Annotated in this window: 21 protein-coding genes, 1 other RNA gene and 1 riboswitch; of the genes, 17 read left to right on the forward strand and 5 right to left on the reverse strand. The window is 68.3% G+C overall.

Annotated features, from left to right (window positions below; genetic code table 11):
• Positions 1–40: 40 nt before the first annotated feature.
• From ribD to thiL, 6 genes are all read left to right on the forward strand, one after another.
• Entirely contained in the window at positions 41–1,123 is a 1,083-nt protein-coding gene (gene ribD / locus BCL79_RS15505) for a bifunctional diaminohydroxyphosphoribosylaminopyrimidine deaminase/5-amino-6-(5-phosphoribosylamino)uracil reductase RibD (RefSeq protein WP_121042676.1), read from the forward strand.
• Between the two features lie 188 nt (positions 1,124–1,311).
• Positions 1,312–1,456, forward strand: a riboswitch (FMN riboswitch).
• Between the two features lie 75 nt (positions 1,457–1,531).
• Positions 1,532–2,134 (forward strand): riboflavin synthase, encoded by a 603-nt coding sequence (locus BCL79_RS15510; RefSeq protein WP_070426607.1) that lies wholly within the window; start codon positions 1,532–1,534, stop codon positions 2,132–2,134.
• Complete coding sequence (gene ribB / locus BCL79_RS15515) at positions 2,131–3,246, forward strand: 3,4-dihydroxy-2-butanone-4-phosphate synthase (protein ID WP_121042678.1); 1,116 nt, start codon at positions 2,131–2,133, stop codon at positions 3,244–3,246. Before BCL79_RS15510 ends, ribB begins: the two co-directional genes overlap by 4 nt.
• A gap of 133 nt (positions 3,247–3,379) precedes the next feature.
• The gene (gene ribH / locus BCL79_RS15520; protein WP_121042680.1) at positions 3,380–3,847 is read left to right on the forward strand and encodes a 6,7-dimethyl-8-ribityllumazine synthase; all 468 of its coding nucleotides are present in this window, start codon (positions 3,380–3,382) and stop codon (positions 3,845–3,847) included.
• Positions 3,844–4,323, forward strand: a complete 480-nt coding sequence (gene nusB, locus BCL79_RS15525) for a transcription antitermination factor NusB (RefSeq protein ID WP_121042682.1) — start codon at positions 3,844–3,846, stop codon at positions 4,321–4,323. The genes ribH and nusB overlap by 4 nt, the downstream gene beginning before the upstream one ends.
• A gap of 8 nt (positions 4,324–4,331) precedes the next feature.
• Entirely contained in the window at positions 4,332–5,306 is a 975-nt protein-coding gene (thiL, locus tag BCL79_RS15530; RefSeq protein WP_121042684.1) for a thiamine-phosphate kinase, read from the forward strand.
• A 6-nt stretch (positions 5,307–5,312) separates the two neighbouring features.
• Here the strand turns inward: thiL and BCL79_RS15535 are convergent, their stop codons facing one another.
• From BCL79_RS15535 to BCL79_RS15550, 4 genes are read right to left on the reverse strand one after another with little or no spacing between them, the layout of a single operon-like run.
• Complete coding sequence (locus tag BCL79_RS15535; protein WP_121042686.1) at positions 5,313–6,698, reverse strand: FAD-binding oxidoreductase; 1,386 nt, start codon at positions 6,696–6,698, stop codon at positions 5,313–5,315.
• A 2-nt stretch (positions 6,699–6,700) separates the two neighbouring features.
• Entirely contained in the window at positions 6,701–7,237 is a 537-nt protein-coding gene (locus BCL79_RS15540) for a metal-dependent hydrolase (protein WP_121042688.1), read from the reverse strand.
• Positions 7,237–7,662 carry a YraN family protein gene (locus BCL79_RS15545; RefSeq protein ID WP_226956618.1) on the reverse strand — a complete coding sequence of 142 codons (426 nt, stop codon included), beginning with the start codon at positions 7,660–7,662 and terminating at the stop codon, positions 7,237–7,239. Before BCL79_RS15545 ends, BCL79_RS15540 begins: the two co-directional genes overlap by 1 nt.
• The gene (locus BCL79_RS15550; RefSeq protein WP_121042865.1) at positions 7,611–9,332 is read right to left on the reverse strand and encodes a penicillin-binding protein activator; all 1,722 of its coding nucleotides are present in this window, start codon (positions 9,330–9,332) and stop codon (positions 7,611–7,613) included. Before BCL79_RS15550 ends, BCL79_RS15545 begins: the two co-directional genes overlap by 52 nt.
• Positions 9,333–9,411: 79 nt before the next feature.
• Here BCL79_RS15550 and rsmI point away from each other — a divergent pair, with 79 nt between their 5' ends.
• A complete protein-coding gene (rsmI, locus tag BCL79_RS15555) occupies positions 9,412–10,233 on the forward strand; it encodes a 16S rRNA (cytidine(1402)-2'-O)-methyltransferase (protein ID WP_121042690.1) in 822 nt (273 codons plus the stop codon).
• 38 nt (positions 10,234–10,271) lie between these two features.
• Positions 10,272–10,622: RNase P RNA component class A (gene rnpB, locus BCL79_RS15560), an RNA gene on the forward strand.
• Between the two features lie 180 nt (positions 10,623–10,802).
• Here rnpB and BCL79_RS15565 read toward each other — a convergent pair.
• The gene (locus tag BCL79_RS15565) at positions 10,803–11,564 is read right to left on the reverse strand and encodes an NRDE family protein (RefSeq protein ID WP_121042692.1); all 762 of its coding nucleotides are present in this window, start codon (positions 11,562–11,564) and stop codon (positions 10,803–10,805) included.
• Between the two features lie 324 nt (positions 11,565–11,888).
• Here BCL79_RS15565 and mraZ point away from each other — a divergent pair, with 324 nt between their 5' ends.
• From mraZ to murG, 9 genes are read left to right on the forward strand one after another with little or no spacing between them, the layout of a single operon-like run.
• Positions 11,889–12,335, forward strand: coding sequence for a division/cell wall cluster transcriptional repressor MraZ (mraZ, locus tag BCL79_RS15570; RefSeq protein WP_019182494.1), 447 nt, complete (start codon positions 11,889–11,891; stop codon positions 12,333–12,335).
• Positions 12,336–12,349: 14 nt separating this feature from the next.
• Positions 12,350–13,318: a 16S rRNA (cytosine(1402)-N(4))-methyltransferase RsmH gene (rsmH, locus tag BCL79_RS15575; RefSeq protein ID WP_121042694.1), complete on the forward strand. Its 969-nt coding sequence runs from the start codon at positions 12,350–12,352 to the stop codon at positions 13,316–13,318.
• On the forward strand, positions 13,315–13,578 hold the full coding sequence (ftsL, locus tag BCL79_RS15580; RefSeq protein ID WP_019182492.1) for a cell division protein FtsL: 264 nt from the start codon (positions 13,315–13,317) through the stop codon (positions 13,576–13,578). Before rsmH ends, ftsL begins: the two co-directional genes overlap by 4 nt.
• On the forward strand, positions 13,575–15,419 hold the full coding sequence (locus BCL79_RS15585; protein WP_121042695.1) for a peptidoglycan D,D-transpeptidase FtsI family protein: 1,845 nt from the start codon (positions 13,575–13,577) through the stop codon (positions 15,417–15,419). The genes ftsL and BCL79_RS15585 overlap by 4 nt, the downstream gene beginning before the upstream one ends.
• The gene (locus BCL79_RS15590; protein ID WP_121042697.1) at positions 15,416–16,918 is read left to right on the forward strand and encodes a UDP-N-acetylmuramoyl-L-alanyl-D-glutamate--2,6-diaminopimelate ligase; all 1,503 of its coding nucleotides are present in this window, start codon (positions 15,416–15,418) and stop codon (positions 16,916–16,918) included. The genes BCL79_RS15585 and BCL79_RS15590 overlap by 4 nt, the downstream gene beginning before the upstream one ends.
• Positions 16,915–18,309, forward strand: coding sequence for a UDP-N-acetylmuramoyl-tripeptide--D-alanyl-D-alanine ligase (locus BCL79_RS15595; RefSeq protein WP_121042700.1), 1,395 nt, complete (start codon positions 16,915–16,917; stop codon positions 18,307–18,309). Before BCL79_RS15590 ends, BCL79_RS15595 begins: the two co-directional genes overlap by 4 nt.
• Entirely contained in the window at positions 18,299–19,384 is a 1,086-nt protein-coding gene (gene mraY, locus BCL79_RS15600; protein WP_088433957.1) for a phospho-N-acetylmuramoyl-pentapeptide-transferase, read from the forward strand. The genes BCL79_RS15595 and mraY overlap by 11 nt, the downstream gene beginning before the upstream one ends.
• A complete protein-coding gene (ftsW, locus tag BCL79_RS15605; protein ID WP_121042702.1) occupies positions 19,384–20,712 on the forward strand; it encodes a putative lipid II flippase FtsW in 1,329 nt (442 codons plus the stop codon). The genes mraY and ftsW overlap by 1 nt, the downstream gene beginning before the upstream one ends.
• Positions 20,709–21,803, forward strand: coding sequence for an undecaprenyldiphospho-muramoylpentapeptide beta-N-acetylglucosaminyltransferase (murG, locus tag BCL79_RS15610; RefSeq protein ID WP_121042704.1), 1,095 nt, complete (start codon positions 20,709–20,711; stop codon positions 21,801–21,803). Before ftsW ends, murG begins: the two co-directional genes overlap by 4 nt.
• Positions 21,804–21,817 lie beyond the last annotated feature (14 nt).

Raw genomic sequence — 21,817 nt, forward strand, 5'->3', positions numbered from 1 at the left:
AGCTACCATCGCGGCTGCCTGCCGCCGGACGCTCACCGCCATGACTGACTTCACCGCTCTCGACCACCAGCACATGGCGCATGCGCTGCGCCTGGCCGAGCGCGCCGCGTACACCGCGCGGCCCAATCCGATGGTGGGTTGCGTCATCGCACGCGACGAGGTGGTGGTCGGCGAGGGCTGGCACCAGCGCACCGGCGGCCCCCACGCGGAAGTATTCGCGCTGCGCCAGGCGGGCGAACAGGCGCGCGGCGCCACCGCCTACGTGACCCTGGAGCCGTGCGCGCACCACGGTCGCACGCCCCCGTGCGCACTGGCCTTGATCGAGGCAGGGGTGACACGCGTGGTCGCGGCGATGCGCGACCCCTTCCCGAAGGTCGACGGCGGCGGTTTCGTGCTGCTGCGCGAGGCCGGTATCGCGGTGGCCGAAGGGTTGATGGCTGCGCAGGCGCGCGAGCTCAACCACGGGTTCCTGTCACGCATCGAACGCGGGCGCCCCTGGGTGCGGGTGAAGCTCGCGGCCAGTCTGGACGGGCGTACCGCGATGGCCGATGGCAGCTCCAAATGGATCACCGGTGCGGCCGCCCGCGAGGACGTGCAGCACTGGCGGGCGCGGGCGGGCGCGATTCTTACCGGCGCGGCCACCGTGTTGGCCGATGACCCGATGTTGACCGTGCGGCTGGCCGATACCGAGGTAGTGCCGCCGTTGCGGGTGGTGCTCGATGCACGCCTGCGCTCGCTGGAATGTGCGCGGGTGCGCGAGGGCGGGGCGCCGACGCTCTACGTGCATGACGCCGCGGTCAGCCCGCCGGATGCCGCCGATGCGGAGTTCGCCAGCGTGCCCAGCCATGACGGTCGTCTGGATCTGGGCGCGGTGCTGGCGCTGCTCGCTGAGCGCGGCATCAACGAAGTGCATACCGAAGCCGGCGCCACCTTGGCCGGTGCGTTGCTGGCCGGTGGCTGGGTCGACGAACTGCTGCTGTACCAGGCGCCCACGCTGCTCGGCGAGCATGGGCTGCCGCTGCTGTCCGGTCTGGGTATCCACGCGATGGACCAGCAGCGGCAGATGCGGGTGGTGGACAGGCGCCAGGTGGGTGAGGACCTGCGCCTGTTGCTGCGCCCATAAAAAACGGGCCCCTTGCGGGACCCGTTCGATCATGGCGCGGCGCGGACGCCGCAGCCCGATCAGTAACCAACGTGTGTGCCCTCATATCCACGGGCGCAGCACTCAGCGGGCTAGCTTAACACTTATTTAACTTAAAGCCCCCAGTCAGGGTGCCCTGTTACACTAGCCGCGCCGGTTCGCCGGTACACAAACGTCTTCAGGGCGGGGTGCGATTCCCCACCGGCGGTAGGTGCGCAAGCACGAGCCCGCGAGCGCTTCCCGGTCCCCGGGAAGGTCAGCAGATCCGGTCCGATGCCGGAGCCGACGGTATAGTCCGGATGAAAGAAGACGGTGCGGCCGGGCCTTGTGCTCGGCGTGCACCTATATGCCTTGCGGCGTTTTTCGCTCACTTTCCGCGGAGAACGTTCCTTGTTTACTGGAATCATCGAAGGCGTCGGCCGTCTGGCCGCACGCGACACCCTTGGCGGCGATGTCCGCTTCACCTTTGACGTGGGCACCCTGCCGTTCGAGAACGTGCAGATGGGCGAGAGCATCGCCATCAACGGGGTCTGCCTCACCGTCATCGCGTATGACGCCACCCGCTTCCAGGCCGACGCCTCCACCGAGACGCTGGGCCTGACCACGCTGGGGCAGCTGGCCGACGGCGCCGTCATCAATCTCGAACGCGCGATGCGCCCGACCGATCGCCTGGGTGGCCATCTGGTCAGCGGCCATGTCGATGGCCTGGGCCAGGTGCTGTCGGTGCATGACGATGCACGTGCCCAGCGCTGGCGCTTCGCCGCGCCGGCCGCGCTGCTGCGCTACATCGCCAAGAAAGGCTCGATCTGCGTGGACGGGGTCAGTCTGACCGTCAACGAAGTGGACGAACAAGGCTTCGAGGTCGCCCTCATCCCGCACACCGTCGCCAACACCGCCTTCGCCGCTACTGCCGTGGGCAGCGCGGTCAATCTTGAAATCGATCTGGTCGCCCGTTACGTCGAACGTTTGTTGGGTGCAGGAGCACGCGCATGAATTTCGCCCCCATTCCCGAGATCCTCGAGGACATCCGCCTCGGCCGCATGGTCGTCATCGTCGATGACGAAGACCGTGAGAACGAAGGCGACCTGATCATGGCCGCCGAGCTGGTCAAGCCCTCGGACATCAACTTCATGGTCACCCATGGCCGTGGCCTGGTGTGCCTGCCGCTGACCCGCGAGCGTGCGGCCGACCTGGGCCTGGCCCCGATGGTGCAGGCCAATACCGCGCAGTTCCAGACCAACTTCACGGTCAGCATCGAGGCCGCCGAAGGCGTGACCACCGGCATCTCGGCCTACGACCGTGCGCACACCATCCGCACCGCAGTGAAGCCCGATGCCAAGCCGGCCGACCTGCACCAGCCGGGCCACATCTTCCCGCTGATCGCCCAGCCGGGCGGCGTGCTGACCCGCGCCGGGCATACCGAGGCCGGCGTCGATCTGGCCATGCTGGCGGGCCTGGAGCCGGCGGGCGTGCTGGTGGAGATCCTCAACCCGGATGGCAGCATGGCGCGCCGCCCGGAGTTGGAGGTGTTCGCCCGCGAGCACGGCCTGAAGATGGGCTCCATCGCCGACCTGATCGCGTACCGTCTGGCCACCGAGAAGACGGTCGAGCGCGTCGACGAGCGCGAGATCGAGACCGAGTTCGGCCCCTTCACGCTGGTCACCTACCGCGATCGGATCGCCCACGACCTGCACTTCGCGCTGGTCCGCGGCACCCCGGATGCCGAGCCGACCCTGGTCCGCGTGCAGGTGGAAAACCCGCTGGCTGATCTGCTGCACTGGCGCCGCGATGATTTCGGCGTGGCCTCCACCGATGCCCTGCGCGCCATCGCCGCCGCCGAGCGCGGCGTGATGGTGGTGCTGTCGGCGCCGCGCGACACCAACAGCCTGCTGGCCCGCCTGCGCCAGCAGCCGGTGCCGGTCGTGCCGGGCAAGGACAAGGACGTGAGCCAGTGGCGCCGCAACGGCGCCGGGGCGCAGATCCTGTCCGACCTGGGCCTGGGCAAGCTGCGCGTGCTGGGCACCCCCCGCCGCCAGATCGGCCTGGCCGGGTATGGCCTGGAAGTGGTCGAGACGGTGGAGAACACGTCATCGCAGGCGCGCTGACGTCGCGCCGCTTCGCGGCAGCCCCCTGACTCAGGGGGCTTTTGCACCCGACCCGTCCCGTAACGCGCGGCGACCCGGCTACACGCGGCCATGCGCTAGAATATTCACCTATTAAATGGACCCCACGCCGAACATGAGCCATTACGAAGGCGACCTCCGTACTCCGGAAAAGGCCCGTTTCGCCATCCTCGCCAGCCGCTGGAACGCCCGCATCACCGACGTGCTGGTGGCCGGTGCGCGGCAGAGCCTGGCCGGCAACGGGATCGACGAGTCCGCCATCGACGTGATCCGCGTGCCCGGCGCATGGGAACTGCCGCTGGTCGCCGCGCGTCTCGCGGCCGCCCATCAGCATGCCGCGATCATCACCCTGGGCTGCGTGATCCGGGGCGATACCCGCCATTACGAACACGTGGCCGACCGCTGCGCCGAAGGCCTGATGCGCGTGCAGCTGGATTTCGGCGTGCCGGTGCTCAATGGCGTGCTGGCGGTGGAACGTGTCGAGGATGCCGACGCCCGCGCGGGTGGCAGCCACGGCAACAAGGGTGAGGAAGCCGCACTGACGGCGTTGGAAATGGTCAATCTTCTGGAGCAGCTGCCATGAACAAGTCAAACCCGGGCAAGCCCTCCGGTAAGCCCGTCCGCCGTGATGGCGTCGACCCCGTGCTGCGTTCGCGCGCGCGTCGTCGTGCCCTGCAGGCGATCTATGCGTGGCAGATCTCCGGTGGCAACGCGCAGAGCGTGATCGCCCAGTTCGCCCATGAACAGGCCCGCGAAATCGCGGATCTGGCCTACTTCGAAGCGCTGGTGCATGGCGTGCTCGACAACCGCAAGGATCTGGATGCGGCGCTGGACCCGTACCTGGATCGTGGGATCGAGGAAGTGGATGCGATCGAACGCGCCGCGCTGCGCGTGGCCGCCTATGAGATGCGCTTCCGCCTGGACGTGCCGTACCGCGTCGTGATCAACGAAGCGATCGAGTCGGCCAAGCGTTTCGGTTCCGAGCATGGCCACACCTACGTCAATGGCGTGCTCGACCGGGCCGCGGTGGAGTGGCGCAAGGTCGAATCGGGTCACTGATCCGCCCCGTGTCCCTTGCCGAATTTGCTCTGATCGACCGCATCCGTGCGCGCACCACCGCGCGCGCCGATGTCGTGCTCGGCATCGGCGATGACGCCGCGCTGCTGCAGCCGCGTGCGGGCGAACAGTTGGTGATCACCACCGATACGCTCAACAGCGGCGTGCATTTCCCGGTCGAAACCCCGGCCTACGAGATCGGCTGGAAAACCCTCGCGGTGAACCTCTCCGATCTCGCCGCCATGGGCGCCCGTCCGGCGTGGTGCACCTTGGCGCTGTCCTTGCCGGACGCCGACGCGGACTGGATCGAAGCCTTCGCCGATGGTTTCTTCGCATTGGCCGACGAGCACGACATCGTGCTGGTTGGCGGCGACACCACGCGCGGGCCGCTGTCGCTCTCGGTGACCGCGATCGGGCAGGTTGCGCCCGGCCAGGCGCTGCGTCGCGATCGTGCCCAGTTGGGGGATGACATCTGGGTCAGTGGCACGCTGGGCGATGCCGCCGGTGCCCTGCGCCTGTGGCAGCAGAACCGGTTGAAGGTGGCGGTCGCCACGCTGCTCAGCGATGACGAAACGCTGCGCGAGCGCCTGCTGCGTCCGATCCCGCGCGTAACGCTTGGCCTGCGCCTGCGTGCCTACGCACATGCGGCCGTGGATATCTCCGATGGTCTGCTCGCTGATCTGGGCCACATCGCGGCACGCAGCGGCGTGCGCGCGGAAGTGGAGGCCGATGCATTGCCGATCTCGTCGGCCCTGCGCGAGCAGCTCGGGCGCGAGGGTGCCCGCGACTGCGCGCTGCGTGGCGGCGACGACTACGAGCTGTGCTTCACCGTCGCGCCGTCGCAGCGTGACGCGATCCATGCCTTGTCGGCGTCCCTGGGCTTGCCGCTGACCCGGATCGGCCGGATCGTGGAAGGACAGGGCGTGCACTGCGCTGATGCCGACGCCACCGACGGTGGCTACCAGCACTTCTCCGAACGTCGCTGACGCCCATCACACCGGCGGCAGCACCTTCCCCGGATTGAGAATCCCCTCCGGATCCAGCGCACCCTTGATCGCGCGCATCGCCGCCAGCGTGGCCGGGGTGAACGCCTGTGCCATGAAATCGCGCTTGGCCAGGCCGATGCCGTGTTCGCCGGAGAGCGTGCCGCCCAGTGCCAGGGTCAGCGCGAACACGCGCGGCAGCGCCGCATGGGCGCGTGCGTTCTCGCCGGCATCGTCCGGGTGGTAGAGGATGTTGACGTGCAGGTTGCCGTTGCCGGCATGGCCGAAGGTGACGATCGGCAGAGCGAACTCCGCCGATAGTGCCTGCACCCCGGCGACCAGCGCGGGAATGCGCGAGACCGGTACCACCACGTCTTCGTTGATCTTGCCCGGTGCGATGCTGCGCAGCGCCGGTGACAGCGCCTTGCGCGCGGCCCACAGGGTTTCGCGCGCGCTGCCTTCCATCGCCACATCCAGCGCGATCAGACCGTCGCCTTCGGCGGCCGCCGCGAGGGCCTGCAGCAGGTAGGGCAGGGTGTCGTGGTCGCCGTCCGCCTCCACCAGCAGCATCGCGCCGGCCTCGGGCACGTCAGCCCCATTGCGACGCAGCAGCTCAAGGCTGCGCGCATCCATGAACTCCAGGCGCGTGGGCACCACCGGCTGCGCCATCAGGCGCGACACCGCCTGCGCGGCGGCGTCCGCATCGCGGTAGAGCACGCGCAGCCCGGCCTGCGTCACTGGCAGCGGGGTCAGCTTCAGGGTCGCTTCCACGATCAGGGCCAGCGTGCCTTCGCTGCCGACCAGTAGATGGGTCAAGTCGTAGCCGGTGGCGTCCTTCGTGTACGGCCCGCCGCAGGTGATCAGTTCACCGGCACCGGTGACGGCAACCAGACCGAGCACGTTGTCGCGGCTGGTGCCGTACTTCACCGCGCGCGGGCCACCGGCATTGCAGGCGAGGTTGCCGCCGATGCTGCAGATCTCCGCACTGGAAGGGTCCGGCGGCCAGAACAGGCCGTGCGGCATCAGCGCCTGCTGCAGGTCGCCGTTGAGCACGCCGGGTTCGACCACCGCGCAGCGGTCGCCGGGCTGGATGGCGAGGATACGGTTCATCCGCGCGAACGAGAGCACGATGCTGCCTTCCATCGGCACGGCAGCGCCGGTGGTGCCGGTGCCTGCGCCGCGCGCGACCAGGGCGATGCGATGTTCGCGGCAGGCGCGGACCAGGGCGACGACCTGCTCGCGATCGCGCGGGAAGGCGACACCGGCCGGCAGCGTGTGCCGCCACGAGTTGTCCTGGGCATGTGCGTTGCGTGCGCTGTCATCCGTTCGCCAGCCGTCGTCGCCGAGCAGCGCATGCAGGGTGGCAACGAACGCCGTGGGCAGGGCAGGGGTCATCATCAGGTCCGGGAATCAACAGGGGCACGTTGGATCGCGCGCCAGCCGATCACGGCCAGCGCCAGTGGCAGCCACACCCAACGCAGTTCGGAAAGGACGGTCGCCATCCCGCGCGCGCTGAAGAACTGCGGCGCGAAGGGCGAGACGCGGATCGGGCGCCAAGGGGCGAAGACGCGTTCGCCGCTCCAGGGCCACCACAGTGCGACGCCAAGGCCACCGGAGGTCAGTGCATCCAGCAGCGGGTGCGACAGCGCGCAGAGGCCGACGAACGCGCCCGCCTGCACGGGCGTGGCGCGCAGGCGCCGGTGCAGCAGTGCGGCGAGCACGGCCATCAGCGCGGCGAACAGCATCGAATGGCTGGCGCCCCGATGGCCGAAGCTGTCGGCGTAGGGAATGTGCAACGCGAAGGCGAGCACGTCCGCATCCGGCAGCATGGCCGCGACCACGCCGGCGGTGAGTAACGGCGTGGAGATGCGGCCGCGATCCGCGGCGCACCACAGCGCCAGCGGAATGGCGGCGTGGGTAAAGATCGAGGGCATCAGCAGTCTTCCAGCCGGAACGCGTCCCGCAGCCAGTTCAGCTGCGGGGGCTCGCCACTGGCTTCAACCACGTCGAAGCGGCAGGGCTGCTCGGCCAGCCAGGGATGGGATTGCAGGAACAGCTGCGCGGCGATCACCAGCTTGCGTCGCTTGCGCAGATCCACCGAAGCCGCGCCACCGCCGAAGCGGGCACTGGCGCGGTAGCGGACTTCCACGAACACGACGACCTCGCCGTCGCGCATGATCAGGTCGATCTCACCGCGGCGATACCGCGCATTGGTGGTGACCGGGCGCAGCCCGGCCTCACGGAGATGGTGCTGCGCGGCGGCTTCCACCGCCGCACCGCGTACCGCGCGCCCGGTGGGCACGTGGCTCAGTTGCTGCTGGCGATCGGCATCGGCCGGCCGCCGCTGAAGGTCGACCATGCCGGCACCCGCAGTACGTTGCCGTTGCTGTCCAGGAACAGGGTGCCGGTGGCGCCGGCCAGGCCGCCTTCGGTGGCGACCTTGTCCAGGTAGGCGCTGATCTTCCACGCATCGAAACCGAACGCGAACAGGCGACCAGACGCGCCACGCGCCGAGGGCAGGATCTGCCCGGCGGTGGAGGCGGCCGGCAGGCCGGGCACGCCGCGCACGTTCCAGGCTTCGTTGGGGTAGACGATGCCGTCCAGCGCCATGTCTTCTTCCGGCTTGCCGGCACCGACGGTCAGCTGCGAGGTGCCGACGCGGCTCGCGCCACCGGCACCGGCCAGCGCCAGCTGCGGGGTCAGTGCACGCGCCTGCGGCGCCTTCACCGCCAGCAGTACGCCGTCGATGGCGCCTGCCGCGCGCACCTGCGCACCGATGTCGCCGACGGTGTCGCTCACGCCGATGGTGGCCACCACCTGCCCGCCACGCTGCGCGAAGCGCTCGCGGAACGCGGCCGCGGCGCGGCGGCCGTTGTCGTCGTTGCTGTGGATCACCAGCACCTTGCTGCGCTCGCGGCCGCGCAGGTATTCGGCGGCGATGATGCCGTCGTCTTCCGGGGCCAGCGAGAAACCGGCGCTGCCGGCCGGCGGGGTGTCCTTGCCGCGGTTCAGGGCGAGCACCGGTACGGGCAGCTCGCGGCGGCCGAACACGGCATCCACTTCGTCGCGCCCCAGCGGGCCGACGATGAAATCGGCACCGGCGGTGACGGCCTTGTCGTAGGCGGCCAAGGCACCGGCGGCGGTACCGGCGGTGTCGATGAACTGGATGTCCGGGCGACGGCGGGTTTCGCCGTAGTAGCCGCTGAGCAGGCCATCGCGGACCGGCTGCGCGGCGGTGGCCAGGCGGCCGCTGAGCGGCAACAGCACCGCCATCTTCACCGGCGGGCGGTAGCCATCGCTCATCGCCGGCGGGCGCTTGCTGGTATCGAACTGCGAGGCAACTTCGCGATCGAACGGACGCGGCAGCGGCAGGCCACGGGCGATCAGCGCACGGCCGGCGAAGTTGTACAGCGGTTCATTGGCCGGCAGCGCCGCCGCGCGCGCGCGCAGGGTGGCATCGTCCAGCGTGCCGAGCAGGCCGGCGATGGCCTGCTGGTTGTCGCTGCGGGCCTTGCCGGTCAGTGCGGCGTGCGCACGGGCGCGCTCAAGCGCCGCACCGAGGTTGTCGCCGGTGGCCTGCAATGCGTTGGCGCGGGCCAGGTGCCAGCGGGTTTGCAGCGAGGGGGTGACCGCGTCGGCCGGTTCTTTCAGCGCGGCCAGCGCCTGCGCCGGCTGCTTGTCGGCCAGCGCGAGTTCGGCGGTGGTCAGCTGGTAGCGCTGGAGGCTGGCGCCGCTGAGCTGGCGCGCGGTGAGCTGGGCCAGCAGGGTGCGGGCGCGGGTGGCATCGCCGGCTTCGTGCCAGGCAAAGGCGGCATCGGCCAGGGCGGCGCTGCGGGCACTGCCGCGCAGGGTGTTGGCCAGCGCTTCCAGCTGGACCGCCGCATCGCGCGGCTTGCCCTGCTCGATCAGCGCCAGGGCCTGGCTCTGGGCCGGCGAATCCGGCGCACTGGTGAAGCTGGTCGTGGCGCAGCCGGCAAGCAGCATCAGCGACAACGAAAGGGCGGAGATCCGTACGACGGGCTTGTTCATGATCAGGTCCATTCGATGGGGGCAGCGGCCGTGGCCGGGGAACGGTACGATTCTACCCTTGACCACGGAAGAGCCGCTGATGAGTGCTGTCCCCACGCTGTATGTCGTTGCCACCCCGATCGGCAACCTCGCCGATCTGACCCCGCGCGCGCAGGACGTGCTGCGTTCGGTGGCCGCGATCTGCGCCGAGGACACCCGCCGCAGCGGCCAGCTGTTGGCCCACTTCGGCATCCAGCAGCCGCTGGTGGCCCTGCATGACCACAATGAAGAGGCGTTGTCGCAGCGGATCGTGGCGCGCCTGCTGGCGGGCGAGTCGCTGGCGCTGGTCAGTGATGCCGGCACCCCGCTGGTCAGCGACCCGGGCTACCGCCTGGTCCGCGCCGCGCGCGAAGCCGGGATCAAGGTCAGCCCGATTCCCGGCGCCTGTGCGGCGATCGCCGCACTCAGCGTGGCCGGCCTGCCCAGCGACCGCTTCACGTTCGAAGGCTTTCTGCCGGCCAAGGCGTCCGGCCGCCGCGAGCGGCTGCATGCGCTGGCCGGTGAAACCCGCACGCTGGTGTTCTACGAATCCTCGCACCGGATCACCGAATCGCTGGCGGACATGGTCGCCGCGTTCGGGCCCGAGCGGCCCGCGGTGCTGGCGCGTGAGCTGACCAAGCTGTTCGAGACCGTGCTGGATGGCGATCTGGCCTCGCTGCTGCAGCAGGTCGAGGCGGACGACAACCAGCGCAAGGGCGAGTTCGTGGTGATGGTGCAGGGCGCGGCCGACGATGAGGAGGCTCAGCTGGTTCAGGGCCGGCGCCTGTACGCCAAGCTGAGCGAGCACCTGCCGCCCTCGACCGCAGCCAAGCTGGCGGCGGAAATCACCGGTGCCCCGCGCAAGGCGTTGTACGGCGGGTAACCGCGATCGTCCTTGTTTTGTGGGACAATGCGCGCGGCGGAGTCGGCCAGACAGTCGCGTCATCCCTTGCGGATGCCGAGGAAAGTCCGGGCTCCACAGGGCAAGGTGCCAGGTAACGCCTGGGCGGCGCGAGCCGACGGAAAGTGCAACAGAAAGATACCGCCTACGTTCCCTTCGGGGAGCCGGTAAGGGTGAAATGGTGCGGTAAGAGCGCACCGCGAGTCTGGTAACAGACCGGCACGGCAAACCCCACCTGGAGCAAGACCAAATAGGGACCTAATGGCGTGGCCCGCGTCGGGTCCGGGTAGGTTGCTTGAGCGCTGCGGTGACGCAGCGCCTAGAAGAATGACTGTCCACGACAAAACCCGGCTTATCGGCCGGCTCCGCCGCTTTTTTCGCGGACTCGCGAAAAAAGCCCCAAGGTTTGCAGCGCAAACCTTGGGCCCCGGGCTACCAGCCTCCAATTCCCCGCGCCTGACGGCGCGCCCCCTTTACTAAAGGGGGCTGTTACTCGGCTTGATTGTCCTGGGCGTTGAGTACCTGTTGATCACGGCGCTGTCCCTACCGGCTTAGCCGTGCGTTGCCAGCGTCGTTTCACCCACACAGACACCCTCTGCATCGAACCGCCGCTCGGTGATGAAGCCGTGGCCGGTGGCGTCCAGCACGATGATCGTGCTGGCGCGGGTGCCGTACTCGGGGCTGCGGATGAAGGGGGACGACAGCCAGCGCTCGCGCTCCAGGCCGATGCCGGTATCCGGCAGGGTGCTGTCCTCAGCGCGGGTTTCATCACGCAGGGCCTTCCACAGGGGGGCCAGATCATCGTCGCCGTGGTCCACCCACGCGCGCAGCGCTGCGTTCAATGTCACGGTTTTCGGCCACGGCGCATCCAGCGGCCCGTTGGACATGCCATGGATGCCCGGCGCCAGCGACTGGCGGTGCAGGGGGTGGTTGCCCAGGAACTGGCAGCTGTCGCGATCGGCCAGTAACAGATTGAAGGGGGCGAATTCGACTGCCCGCCGCGCGAGCTCGTCCGCGAACAGTGCGGCCGGCGCGGCATCACGCAGATAGTCGGCCACCAGTGCGCCGCGGGAGGGGCCGGTCTGCCGGGCTTGCGGATCGCGGACGTTGGTCACCACCGCCATCCGCCCCGCCGGGCCGATCCCGGCCCAGGTCCCTCCCGAGCGCAGGTCGCGGCCGGCGGCCACTCCGTCATCCGGTGCGGGCCATAGGCGCAGGGCGGCGGTCGGCCGCGCGTGGAACTCATCGCGGTTACCGGCCATCACCAACGGCCAGCGGGGGTGGGTTTTCCAGGCAAGCGCGAGCAGACACATGCCTCACAGTGTGCCGGTTCTGCGCAGCGCCGGGGCGATGGCGACCCCGTCAGGGATGAATACGGGCGGATGTTTCACGCGGTCTCCACAGGCCTGAACTTCGGCGAAATCTCAAAAAATGAGACGAAACAGCAACTTGTGGATAAGCCTTGAACAAGTCTCTAAACATTGCTGCAAGCCCTTGATGTTCAAAGTGATTTCCCCTTCGCAAAGTTGTTGACAACCCAATCGGCACTGCTAAGGTGGGCATCAGAGGGGAAACCGGGTTTTTTGTGGTTTTTCGTGGTTCAATGTTTCACCGGGCGAAGGAAAGGTGAAAACGTCGTGTTTCAAGGCGAGACGGCCATCACTGTTGACGACAAAGGGCGCATGGCGGTTCCGACCGCGCATCGCGACCTTGTCGCGCGTGTGAGCAACAACCGTCTGGTCCTGACCTACAACCCGTTCGAGTCCGGCTGCCTCTGGTTGTACGCCGAACAGGAATGGGAACGCGTCCGTGATGACGTCATGTCCAAGCCCAACACACAGCGCGTCGTGCGCCTCCTGCAACAGAAGCTGGTCGGTTCGGCCGCGCATCTGGAGTTGGACGGCAACGGCCGCATCAGTATTCCCGCCAGCCACCGTGGTGCCGTTGGCATTGAAAAGAAGGCGGTGCTGCTCGGTATGGGCGACAAATTCGAATTGTGGAGCGAGCAGGCTCATCGCGCGTTGATCCAGCAGACGTTGTCTGACGAGGATCTCGGCGATGGGTTGCTCGACCTGAAGTTGTGAGCCGGGGTGCCCGGATGCGCGGAGCAGCGCAGACCGGTCACCTTCCGGTGTCGCAGCCGCCGGCAGGCCACCTGCCGGTCCTGTACACGCAGGTCCTGGACGGCCTGAAGGTGATCGAAAACGGAGTGTATCTCGATGGCACGTTTGGTCGTGGCGGTCACGCCCGCGGCGTGCTCGAGCAACTCGGTCCTGGAGGCCGGCTGCTGGTCATGGACAAGGATCCGGAGGCGATTGCGGTAGCCGAGCGTGATTTCGCGCCGGACCCGCGCGTCTCGATCTTCCGTGGCAGCTTTGCTGATCTGCTGCACTGGGAGGCCACCGCGCAGGGCCTGGATGGCGTGCTGTTCGACCTGGGCGTGTCCTCGCCCCAGCTGGATGTCGCCGAGCGCGGTTTCAGCTTCGGCAAGGACGGCCCGCTGGACATGCGCATGGATCCGGACAGCGGTGAAAGCGCGGCGCAGTGGCTCAACCGTGTTGAAGAGCGCGAGCTGATGGACGTGCTGTGGACCTACGGCGAAGAGCGCCAGGGTCGCCGCATCGCCAAGGCCATCGTCGCCCGCCGCGACAAGCAACCCTTCACCCGCACCGCCGAGCTGGCGGAGTTGATCGCCTCGGTGATGCCGCGTGGCAAGGACAAGATCCACCCGGCCACGCGCAGCTTCCAGGCGATCCGCATCCATATCAACCGCGAACTGGCCGACCTTGAGGCCGGCCTGGACGCGGCACTGGCACGCCTCAAGCCCGGTGGCCGGCTGGCGGTGATCAGCTTCCATTCGCTGGAAGACCGCATCGTCAAGCAGTTCATGAACCGCTACGCCAAGGCACCGCCGAGCAACCGCCGGTTGCCGGAGCTGGCTGCGTTCGTGCCGACGCTGGACCTGCACGGTGGCGCCATCAAGGCCGAAGACGACGAGCTGGCAGTCAATCCGCGCTCGCGCAGCGCCGTACTGCGTGTCGCCGAAAAGCGCGAGGTGGCTGGATGAGCCGCCTGCTGTTGATCGTGCTGCTGGCCTGCACCGTCGCCTCGGCGATCGGTGTGGTGTTCATGCGCCATCGCCACCGCCAGACCTTCGTGGAGCTGTCCCGGGTCGAGCGTGCGCGCGATGAGATCAACATCGAGTTCGGTCGCCTGCAGCTTGAGCAGGCCACCCTGGCCGAGGCCACCCGGGTCGACCGCGTCGCCCGCGAGCGCCTGGGCATGAAGTTTCCCGAAGCGGCCGATGTCGTGGTGATCCGGCCATGAACAAGTCCGGCCGCAACCGTGCGCGCAACAGCTTCAACCTCCGCCAGCGCCTGAAGTGGGTGGGGCTGGCGCTCGGCCTGTGCTCGGTCTCGCTGGTCGGCCGTGCCGCCTACGTGCAGATCATCAACAGCGAGTTCTACCAACGCCAGGGCGAAGCCCGTTACCTGCGCGAACTGCCGATCAACACCTCGCGCGGCATGATCACCGACCGCAATGGCGAGCCGGTCGCGGTGTCCACCCCGGTCGCCTCGATCTGGGTCAACCCGCAGGAACTGCTGCGTTCGCCGGACCGTATCCCCGAGCTGGCAACCGCGCTGGGCATGCCGCTGGATGAGCTGACCTCCAAGCTCTCGCAGAAGGCCGATAAAGAATTCATGTACCTGCGCCGCCGGATCAATCCGGACGACGCGGAAAAAGTGGTCGCGATGAAGATCCCGGGCGTGGCCTCGCAGCGCGAGTTCCGTCGTTTCTACCCGCAGGGTGAGGCGATGGCGCACGTGCTCGGCTTCACCAACATCGACGACCGCGGCCAGGAAGGGCTGGAGCTGGCCTTCGACGAATGGCTGCGCGGCAAGGCCGGCGCCAAGCGCGTGATCCGCAACCGCAAGGGCGATACGGTGGAGAGCGATCTGCTGCGCGCCGCCGAGCCGGGCAAGGACCTCACTCTCAGCATCGACCGCCGCATCCAGTTCCTGGCCTTCAAGGAGCTGCGCAACGCGCTGATCGAGAACAAGGCCGCGGGCGGCTCGATGGTGATCATGGATGTGGCCACCGGCGAGATCCTGGCCATGGTCAACCTGCCGACCTACAACCCCAATGCCGTCGGTGGCGCTGCGCCGGACACCCGCCGCAACCGCGCGGTGACCGATCTGGTCGAGCCGGGTTCGACCATGAAGCCGCTGACCATCGCCTCGGCGTTGCAGTCCGGCGTGGTCACCAAAGACACTACGGTGGACACCAACCCGGGCTACATGGCGCTGGGCCGCTACACGATCAAGGACGTGCCGCGGAACAATGGCGTGCTCAACGTCACCGGCGTGATCACCCGCAGCTCGAACATCGGGGCGGCCAAGATCGCCGCCAAGATGCCGGACCAGGTCTTCTACGACCACATTCACAGCTTCGGTTATGGCGTTGCCCCGCACAGCGGCTTCCCGGGCGAATCGGCCGGCGTGCTGCCGCGCCCGGCGCGCTGGAGTGGTCCCTCCAAGACCACCATGTCCTACGGCTACGGCCTGAATGTCAGCCCGCTGCAGATCGCGACCGCCTACTCGGCGCTGGGCAACGGCGGCAAGCTGATCGCGCCGACCTTCGTCAAGGGCCAGCGCAACGAAGGCAAGCAGATCATCGACGAGAAGATCGCCAAGGAAGTCGTGGCGATGATGGAAACCGTGGTCACCCAGGGCGGCGCCAAGCAGGCGGCGGTGCTGGGTTACCACGTGGCCGGCAAGACCGGCACCGCCCGCAAGGCCGGCCCCGGCGGTTACGAGCGTGGCCATTACAACGCGCTGTTCGCCGGCGTGGTGCCCGCCACCAACCCGCGCTTCGCCACGGTGATCGTCATCAACGACCCGCAGGGCGGCAAGTATTACGGCGGCCTGGTCTCCGCGCCGGTGTTCCACAACGTGATGGAGGGCGCGCTGCGCCTGATGGACGTGCCGCCGGACGACATCGAGTCGTGGCTGGCCGCCCAGCAGTCCGGAAAGATGGGCCACTCGGCCTCGGTGCTGCCGATGCCGCCGCCGGAAACGGTGATCGCGCCCGATGCCGCCGCAGAATTCGATGCCGCGCTGCCCAGCGCGCACGCCACAGTGCCGCCCGCGCAGGGAGGCACGCAATGAGCCAGATGATGTTGCTGTCGCAGTTGCTTCCCGATGTGGTGCTGAGCCACGACCCGACCATCACCGGCCTGGTGCTGGACAGCCGTGCGGTGCGCCCGGGAAATGCCTTCGTGGCGATCGCCGGCTTCGGCGCGCACGGCCTGGGCTTCGTCGATCAGGCCCGCGCCAACGGCGCCGGGGCGATCCTGTTCGAGCCGCCGGCCCCGGCCGAGCTGCCGGCCCCGGCCGATGCGATTGCCGTGCCGGGCCTGCGCCACCGCATGGGCGCGATGGCCGATCAGTTCCACGGCCACCCCTCGCGCGCGATGACGATGGTCGGGGTGACCGGCACCAACGGTAAAACCTCCACCGTGCAGTTGCTGGCCCAGGCCTGGCACCTGCTCGGCACCCGCAGCGGCAGCATCGGCACGTTGGGCGTCGGCCTTTATGGCGACGTGGTGCCGACCGGCTTCACCACGCCGCTGGTGCTGCAGATGCATGAGGTGCTGGCGCAGCTGCGCGACGGGGGGGGCCAGGCCGTGGCGATGGAAGTCAGCTCGCACGCGCTCGATCAGGGCCGCGTGGATGCCGTGCATTACGACGTTGCGGTGTTCACCAATCTCACCCGCGACCATCTCGACTATCACGGCGACATGGCGCAGTACGGTGCGGCCAAGGCCAAGCTGTTCCACCGCGACGGGCTCACGGCCGCCGTGGTCAACCTCGATGACAGCTTCGGCAGCGAACTGCTGCGCACCGTCGGGGAGACCGTGCGTCCGATCGGCGTGAGCTCGCGCGGTGCCGCACAGGCCACCGTACGCGCTGATTCACTGACCCTGGATGGCCGCGGCATCGCCTTCGATCTGGTCGTGGACGGTCAGCGCCACCCGGTGCAGTCGCCGCTGCTCGGCCGGTTCAATGTGGACAATCTGCTGGCCGTGGCCGGTGCGCTGTATGCGCTGGATCACGCCCCAGCCGCGATCGGCGCGCTGCTCTCGCAGCTGCAGCCGATCGCCGGGCGCATGAACCGCCTGGGCGGCGAGGGTGGCCTGCCCACCGTCGTGATCGATTACGCGCACACCCCGGATGCGCTGGAACAGGCGCTGACCAGCGTGCAGGGCCATCTGGCCGGGCGCCTGATCTGCGTGTTCGGCTGCGGCGGCGAGCGCGATACCGGCAAGCGCCCGCAGATGGCCGCCATCGCCGAGCAACACGCCGACGTGGTGATCGTCACCGACGACAATCCGCGCGGCGAAGACGGCGACGTGATCGTGGCCGACATCCTGAAGGGATTTGATGCACCCGCTGCCGTCACCGTGCAGCGCGACCGAGCCGTCGCGATCGCCACCGCGATCGGCCAGGCCGGTGCGGGCGATATCGTGCTGATCGCCGGCAAGGGTCACGAGCCCTATCAGGAGATCCACGGGGTCAAGCACACCTTCGATGACACCGAGGTGGCCGGCCGTGTGCTGGCCGCGCGCGTAGACAACGCGGGCACGCCGCGCATGGAGGCACCATGAAGCGCACCCCCCTGTCGCTGATCGCTCACTGGGCCGGTGGCGAGATCCATGGCGAGGATACCGCCATCGATGCCATCAGCAATGACACCCGTACGCTCGCGCCGGGCAGCCTGTATGTGGCGCTGCGTGGCGAGCGTTTCGATGGCCATGACTTCGCGGCCGACGCGCTCGCGCGCGGTGCCTCGGCGATGCTGGTCGAGCGCCTGCTCGATGTCGCCCTGCCGCAGATCGTGGTCGCCGACAGCGAACACGCCCTGGGCCGCATTGCCGCCGGCATGCAGCGTGACCGCGACACCGCGGTCTTCGCGATCACCGGCAGCAACGGCAAGACCAGCGTCAAGAGCCTGCTGCTGGCGATCCTGGAACAGGTGGCACGTGACGACCGCAAGGTGGTCTACGCCAACCCGGGCAACCGCAACAACGAGATCGGCCTGCCGCTGGCAGTGCTCGATGCCCCGGAAGATGCCGACTACGCCGTCTACGAGATGGGCGCCGGCAAGCCGGGCGACATCGCCTACCTCACCGAGATCGTGCGCCCGCACTACGCGCTGGTGAACAACATCGCCCCGGCGCATCTGGAACGCATGGGCAGCCTGCAGGGCGTGGCCACCACCAAGGGCGCGATCTACGCGGCGCTGCCTTCCGATGGCGTGGCCGTGATCAATGCCGATGACGCCTTCGGGATCTGGTTCGAGCAGCACATCGTCGGCCAGCCGCCACGCTGCCGCGTGCTGCGTTACGGCCTGGAGCACACCGCCGATGTCACCGCGCGTGCGATCCGCCCGGCCGCGCAGGGCAGCCAGTTCGTGCTGTGCACGCCCGCGGGCGATGCCGAGATCACGCTGGGCCTGCCGGGCCGGCACAACATCAGCAACGCGCTGGCCGCTGCCTCGCTGGCGCTGGCCGCGGGCATTGCGGTGGCGCAGATCGCCGCCGGCCTGGCCCGCGCCGAGCCGGTGCCCGGCCGCCAGATCGCGCACCAGCTGCCCAGCGGCGCGGTGCTGATCGATGACAGCTACAACGCCAACCCCGGTTCGCTGGCCGCCGCCATCGATGCCCTGGCTGCCTCGAAGGACGAGGGCTGGCTGGTACTGGGCGACATGCGCGAACTCGGCCCGGACGGCGAGGCGCTGCATGCCCAGGCAGGTCGCCGCGCCCGCGATGCCGGCCTGAAGCGGCTGTACACGCTCGGCCCGCTGAGCGCCGCCGCCTCGACCGCCTTCGGTGAAGGCGGCCAGCAGTTCCAGAGCCATCAGGCCTTGGCCACCGCGCTCGCCGCCGAACTGCATGCCGGCGTGCGCTGCCTGGTCAAGGGCTCGCGTGGCAGCGCCATGGACACGATCGTCAAAGCGCTGCTCGCGCAAGGAGAGGAAACCCCCAATGTTGCTTGAACTGGCCCGATGGCTGCAGCAGTTGGAGAGCCTGTTCGGGCTGTTCGGCTACCTGACCCTGCGCGGCATCCTCGCGGCGCTGACCGCCCTGTTCCTGTCGCTGTGGCTCGGCCCGGCGATGATCCGCAAGCTGGCCCAGTTCAAGGGCGGCCAGCCGATCCGTACGGATGGTCCGCAGACCCATTTCGCCAAGGCCGGCACGCCGACCATGGGCGGCTCGCTGATCCTGCTGACGATCACGCTGTCGGTGCTGCTGTGGGCTGACCTGCGCAACCGTTACGTCTGGCTGGTGCTGGCCGTGATGCTGTGCTTCGGCGCGATCGGCTGGTACGACGACTGGATCAAGATCGTCCGCCGCGACCCGAACGGCCTGAAGTCGCGCTGGAAGTACCTGCTGCAGTCGATCTTCGGTCTGGCGGCCGGTCTGTTCCTGTTCTACACCGCCGATGTCCCGGCGGCGATGACGTTCTACATCCCGATGTTCAAATCGATCGCGCTGCCGCTGGCCGGCATCAGCTTCGTGGCCATCGCGTATTTCTGGATCGTCGGCTTCTCCAACGCGGTCAACCTGACCGACGGCCTGGACGGGCTGGCGATCATGCCGACCGTGCTGGTCGCCTGCGCGCTGGGCGTGTTCGCCTATGCCTCGGGCAACGTGGTGTTCTCCAGCTACCTGCAGATCCCGCAGATCCCGGGCGCCGGTGAGCTGGTCATCATCTGCGCGGCGATCGCCGGCGCAGGCCTGGGCTTCCTCTGGTTCAACACCTATCCGGCCATGGTCTTCATGGGCGATATCGGCGCGCTGGCGCTGGGTGCGGTGCTGGGCACGATCGCGGTGATCACCCGCCAGGAACTGGTGCTGGTGGTGATGGGCGGCGTGTTCGTGATCGAGACGCTGTCGGTGATGATCCAGGTCGCTTCGTTCAAGCTGACCGGCAAGCGCGTGTTCCGCATGGCGCCGATCCACCACCACTTCGAACTGAAGGGCTGGCCGGAGCCGCGCGTGATCGTGCGCTTCTGGATCATCTCCGTCGTGCTGGTCCTGATCGGCCTGGCCACGTTGAAGGTCCGCTGATGAACGACCTGTCGCGCCAAGCCACCCGCCTGGAAGCCATCGGAGGCCACTTCGACAAGTGGCTGCTGGGTGCGATCATCGCGCTCACCGGGCTGGGCGTGGTGATGGTCGCGTCGAGCTCGATCGCGTTGATGAGCAGCCCGTTCTATTACCTCAACCGCCACCTGATCTTCCTGGCGGTGGGTATCGGCCTGGCGATCATCGCCATGCGCACCGAGCTCAAGAGCATCGAGCAGTACAACCAGATCCTGCTGCTGGGCTGCTTCGCGCTGCTGGTGGTGGTGTTCATCCCGGGCCTGGGCAGCAGCGTCAACGGTGCCCGCCGCTGGATCAACCTGGGCATCTCCAAGTTCCAGACCGTCGAAGCGGTGAAGGTGCTCTACATCGTGTGGCTGTCCAGCTATCTGGTCCGCTTCCGCGATGAGGTCAACGCGACCTGGCCGGCAATGCTCAAGCCGCTCGGCGTGGCCGGCGCGCTGGTGGTGCTGCTGCTGCTGCAGCCGGACTTCGGCTCGTCCACGCTGCTGCTGGCGATCACCGCCGGCATGCTGGTGCTGGGCGGGGTCAACATGCCGCGCATGTCCATGCCGGTGATCATCGGCATGGTCGGCATGAGCGCGCTGGCGATCATCGAGCCGTACCGCATGCGCCGCATCACCTCCTTCCTGGATCCGTGGGCCGATCAGCAGGGCGACGGCTACCAGCTCTCCAATGCGCTGATGGCCGTGGGCCGTGGCGAGTGGACCGGCGTGGGCCTGGGCAACTCGGTGCAGAAGCTCTATTACCTGCCCGAAGCGCATACCGACTTCATCTTTTCGGTCACCGCCGAGGAGCTGGGCTTCCTCGGCACCTGCCTGATCATCTCGCTGTATGCGCTGCTGGTCGGCCGCACCTTCTGGCTGGGCATGCGCTGCGTGGAAATGAAGCGCCACTTCTCCGGCTACATCGCTTTTGGCATCGGCCTGTGGATCAGCATGCAGAGCTTCGTTTCGATCGGGGTCAACCTCGGCATCCTGCCGACCAAGGGCCTGACCCTGCCGCTGATCTCCTCCGGCGGCTCCAGCGTGCTGATGACCTGCGTGGCGATGGGCCTGCTGCTGCGCGTTTCCTATGAACTGGACCGCGCCGAGCGCCGCCAGGCCGTGCGCATGGGCGCCGACCAGGATGGCCCGTTGCCCGGCGATGTTCCCAAGGCCGACAGCGCCAGCGCGGTCGCCGCGGCGATGCAGGACAGCGGCAACCGCGACACCGCACCGCGTGACAGCGCCACCCGTGGCACCAGCCGCATGCAGCAGCGCATCGAACCGACGCTGGGGAGAATGGGATGAGCACGCCTCGCCTCGATCCGTCCCAGCGCCCGGTCATGATCATGGCCGGCGGTACCGGTGGGCACATCTTCCCCGGCCTGGCCGTGGCCAAGGTACTGCGCGAACGTGGCGTGCCGGTCACCTGGCTCGGTGCCGATGGCGCGATGGAAACGCGCCTGGTGCCGCAGCACGATATCCACATTGATACGCTGGCCATCGCCGGCCTGCGTGGCAAGGGCAAGCTGGCCCTGATCGGCGCACCGCTGCGGCTGCTGCGTGCGATCCGTGCGGCCGGCTTCCTGATCCGCGATCGCCAGCCGCGGGCGGTGATCGCCTTCGGCGGCTTCGCCTCCGGCCCCGGCGGTATCGCCGCGCGCCTGCATGGCCTGCCGCTGCTGGTGCACGAACAGAACCGCGCACCGGGCCTGACCAACCGCGTGCTGTCGCGCTTCGCCCGTCGCGTGCTGGCCGGTTTTCCGGGCAGCTTCGCCAAACGCGAGGAAGCGGTCGGTAACCCGGTGCGTGCCGAGATCGCTGCGATCACGCCGCCGGAGCTGCGCCTGGCCAACCGTCAGGGGCCGCTGCGTCTGCTGGTGCTCGGCGGCAGCCAGGGCGCACGCGCGCTCAACAACGCGGTGCCCAAGGCACTGGCCGCACTGGGCGCTGGCATGCCGGTGCAGGTGCGCCACCAGAGCGGCGAGAAGCTGCATGCCGAAGCGCTGCAGGCGTATGCCGATGCCGGTGTGCAGGCCAGCGTGGAACCGTTCATTGCCGATATGGCCGAGGCGTTCGCCTGGGCCGATCTGGTGGTGTGCCGCTCCGGCGCCTCCACCCTGGCCGAGCTGTGCGCCGTCGGTGTGGGCAGCGTGCTGGTGCCGTTCGCTGCGGCCGTCGACGATCACCAGACCCGCAACGCGGAGTATCTGGTCGAGCGCGGCGCCGCGGTGTTGCTGAAGCAGGATGAAACGCTGGCGACGCAGCTGGAAGGCGTGTTGCGCGATTTGTCCGAACATTCCGCCCGACGCATGCAGATGGCCAACGCCGCGCGTGCCCTGGCCAAGGTCGATGCCGCTGAGCGCATTGCCGACATCATTCTCGAGGAATCCAAATGAACACCGCTACGCGC

It is taken from the genome of Stenotrophomonas rhizophila (assembly GCF_003651185.1).
GTDB classification, from domain to species: Bacteria; Pseudomonadota; Gammaproteobacteria; order Xanthomonadales; family Xanthomonadaceae; genus Stenotrophomonas; species Stenotrophomonas maltophilia_Z.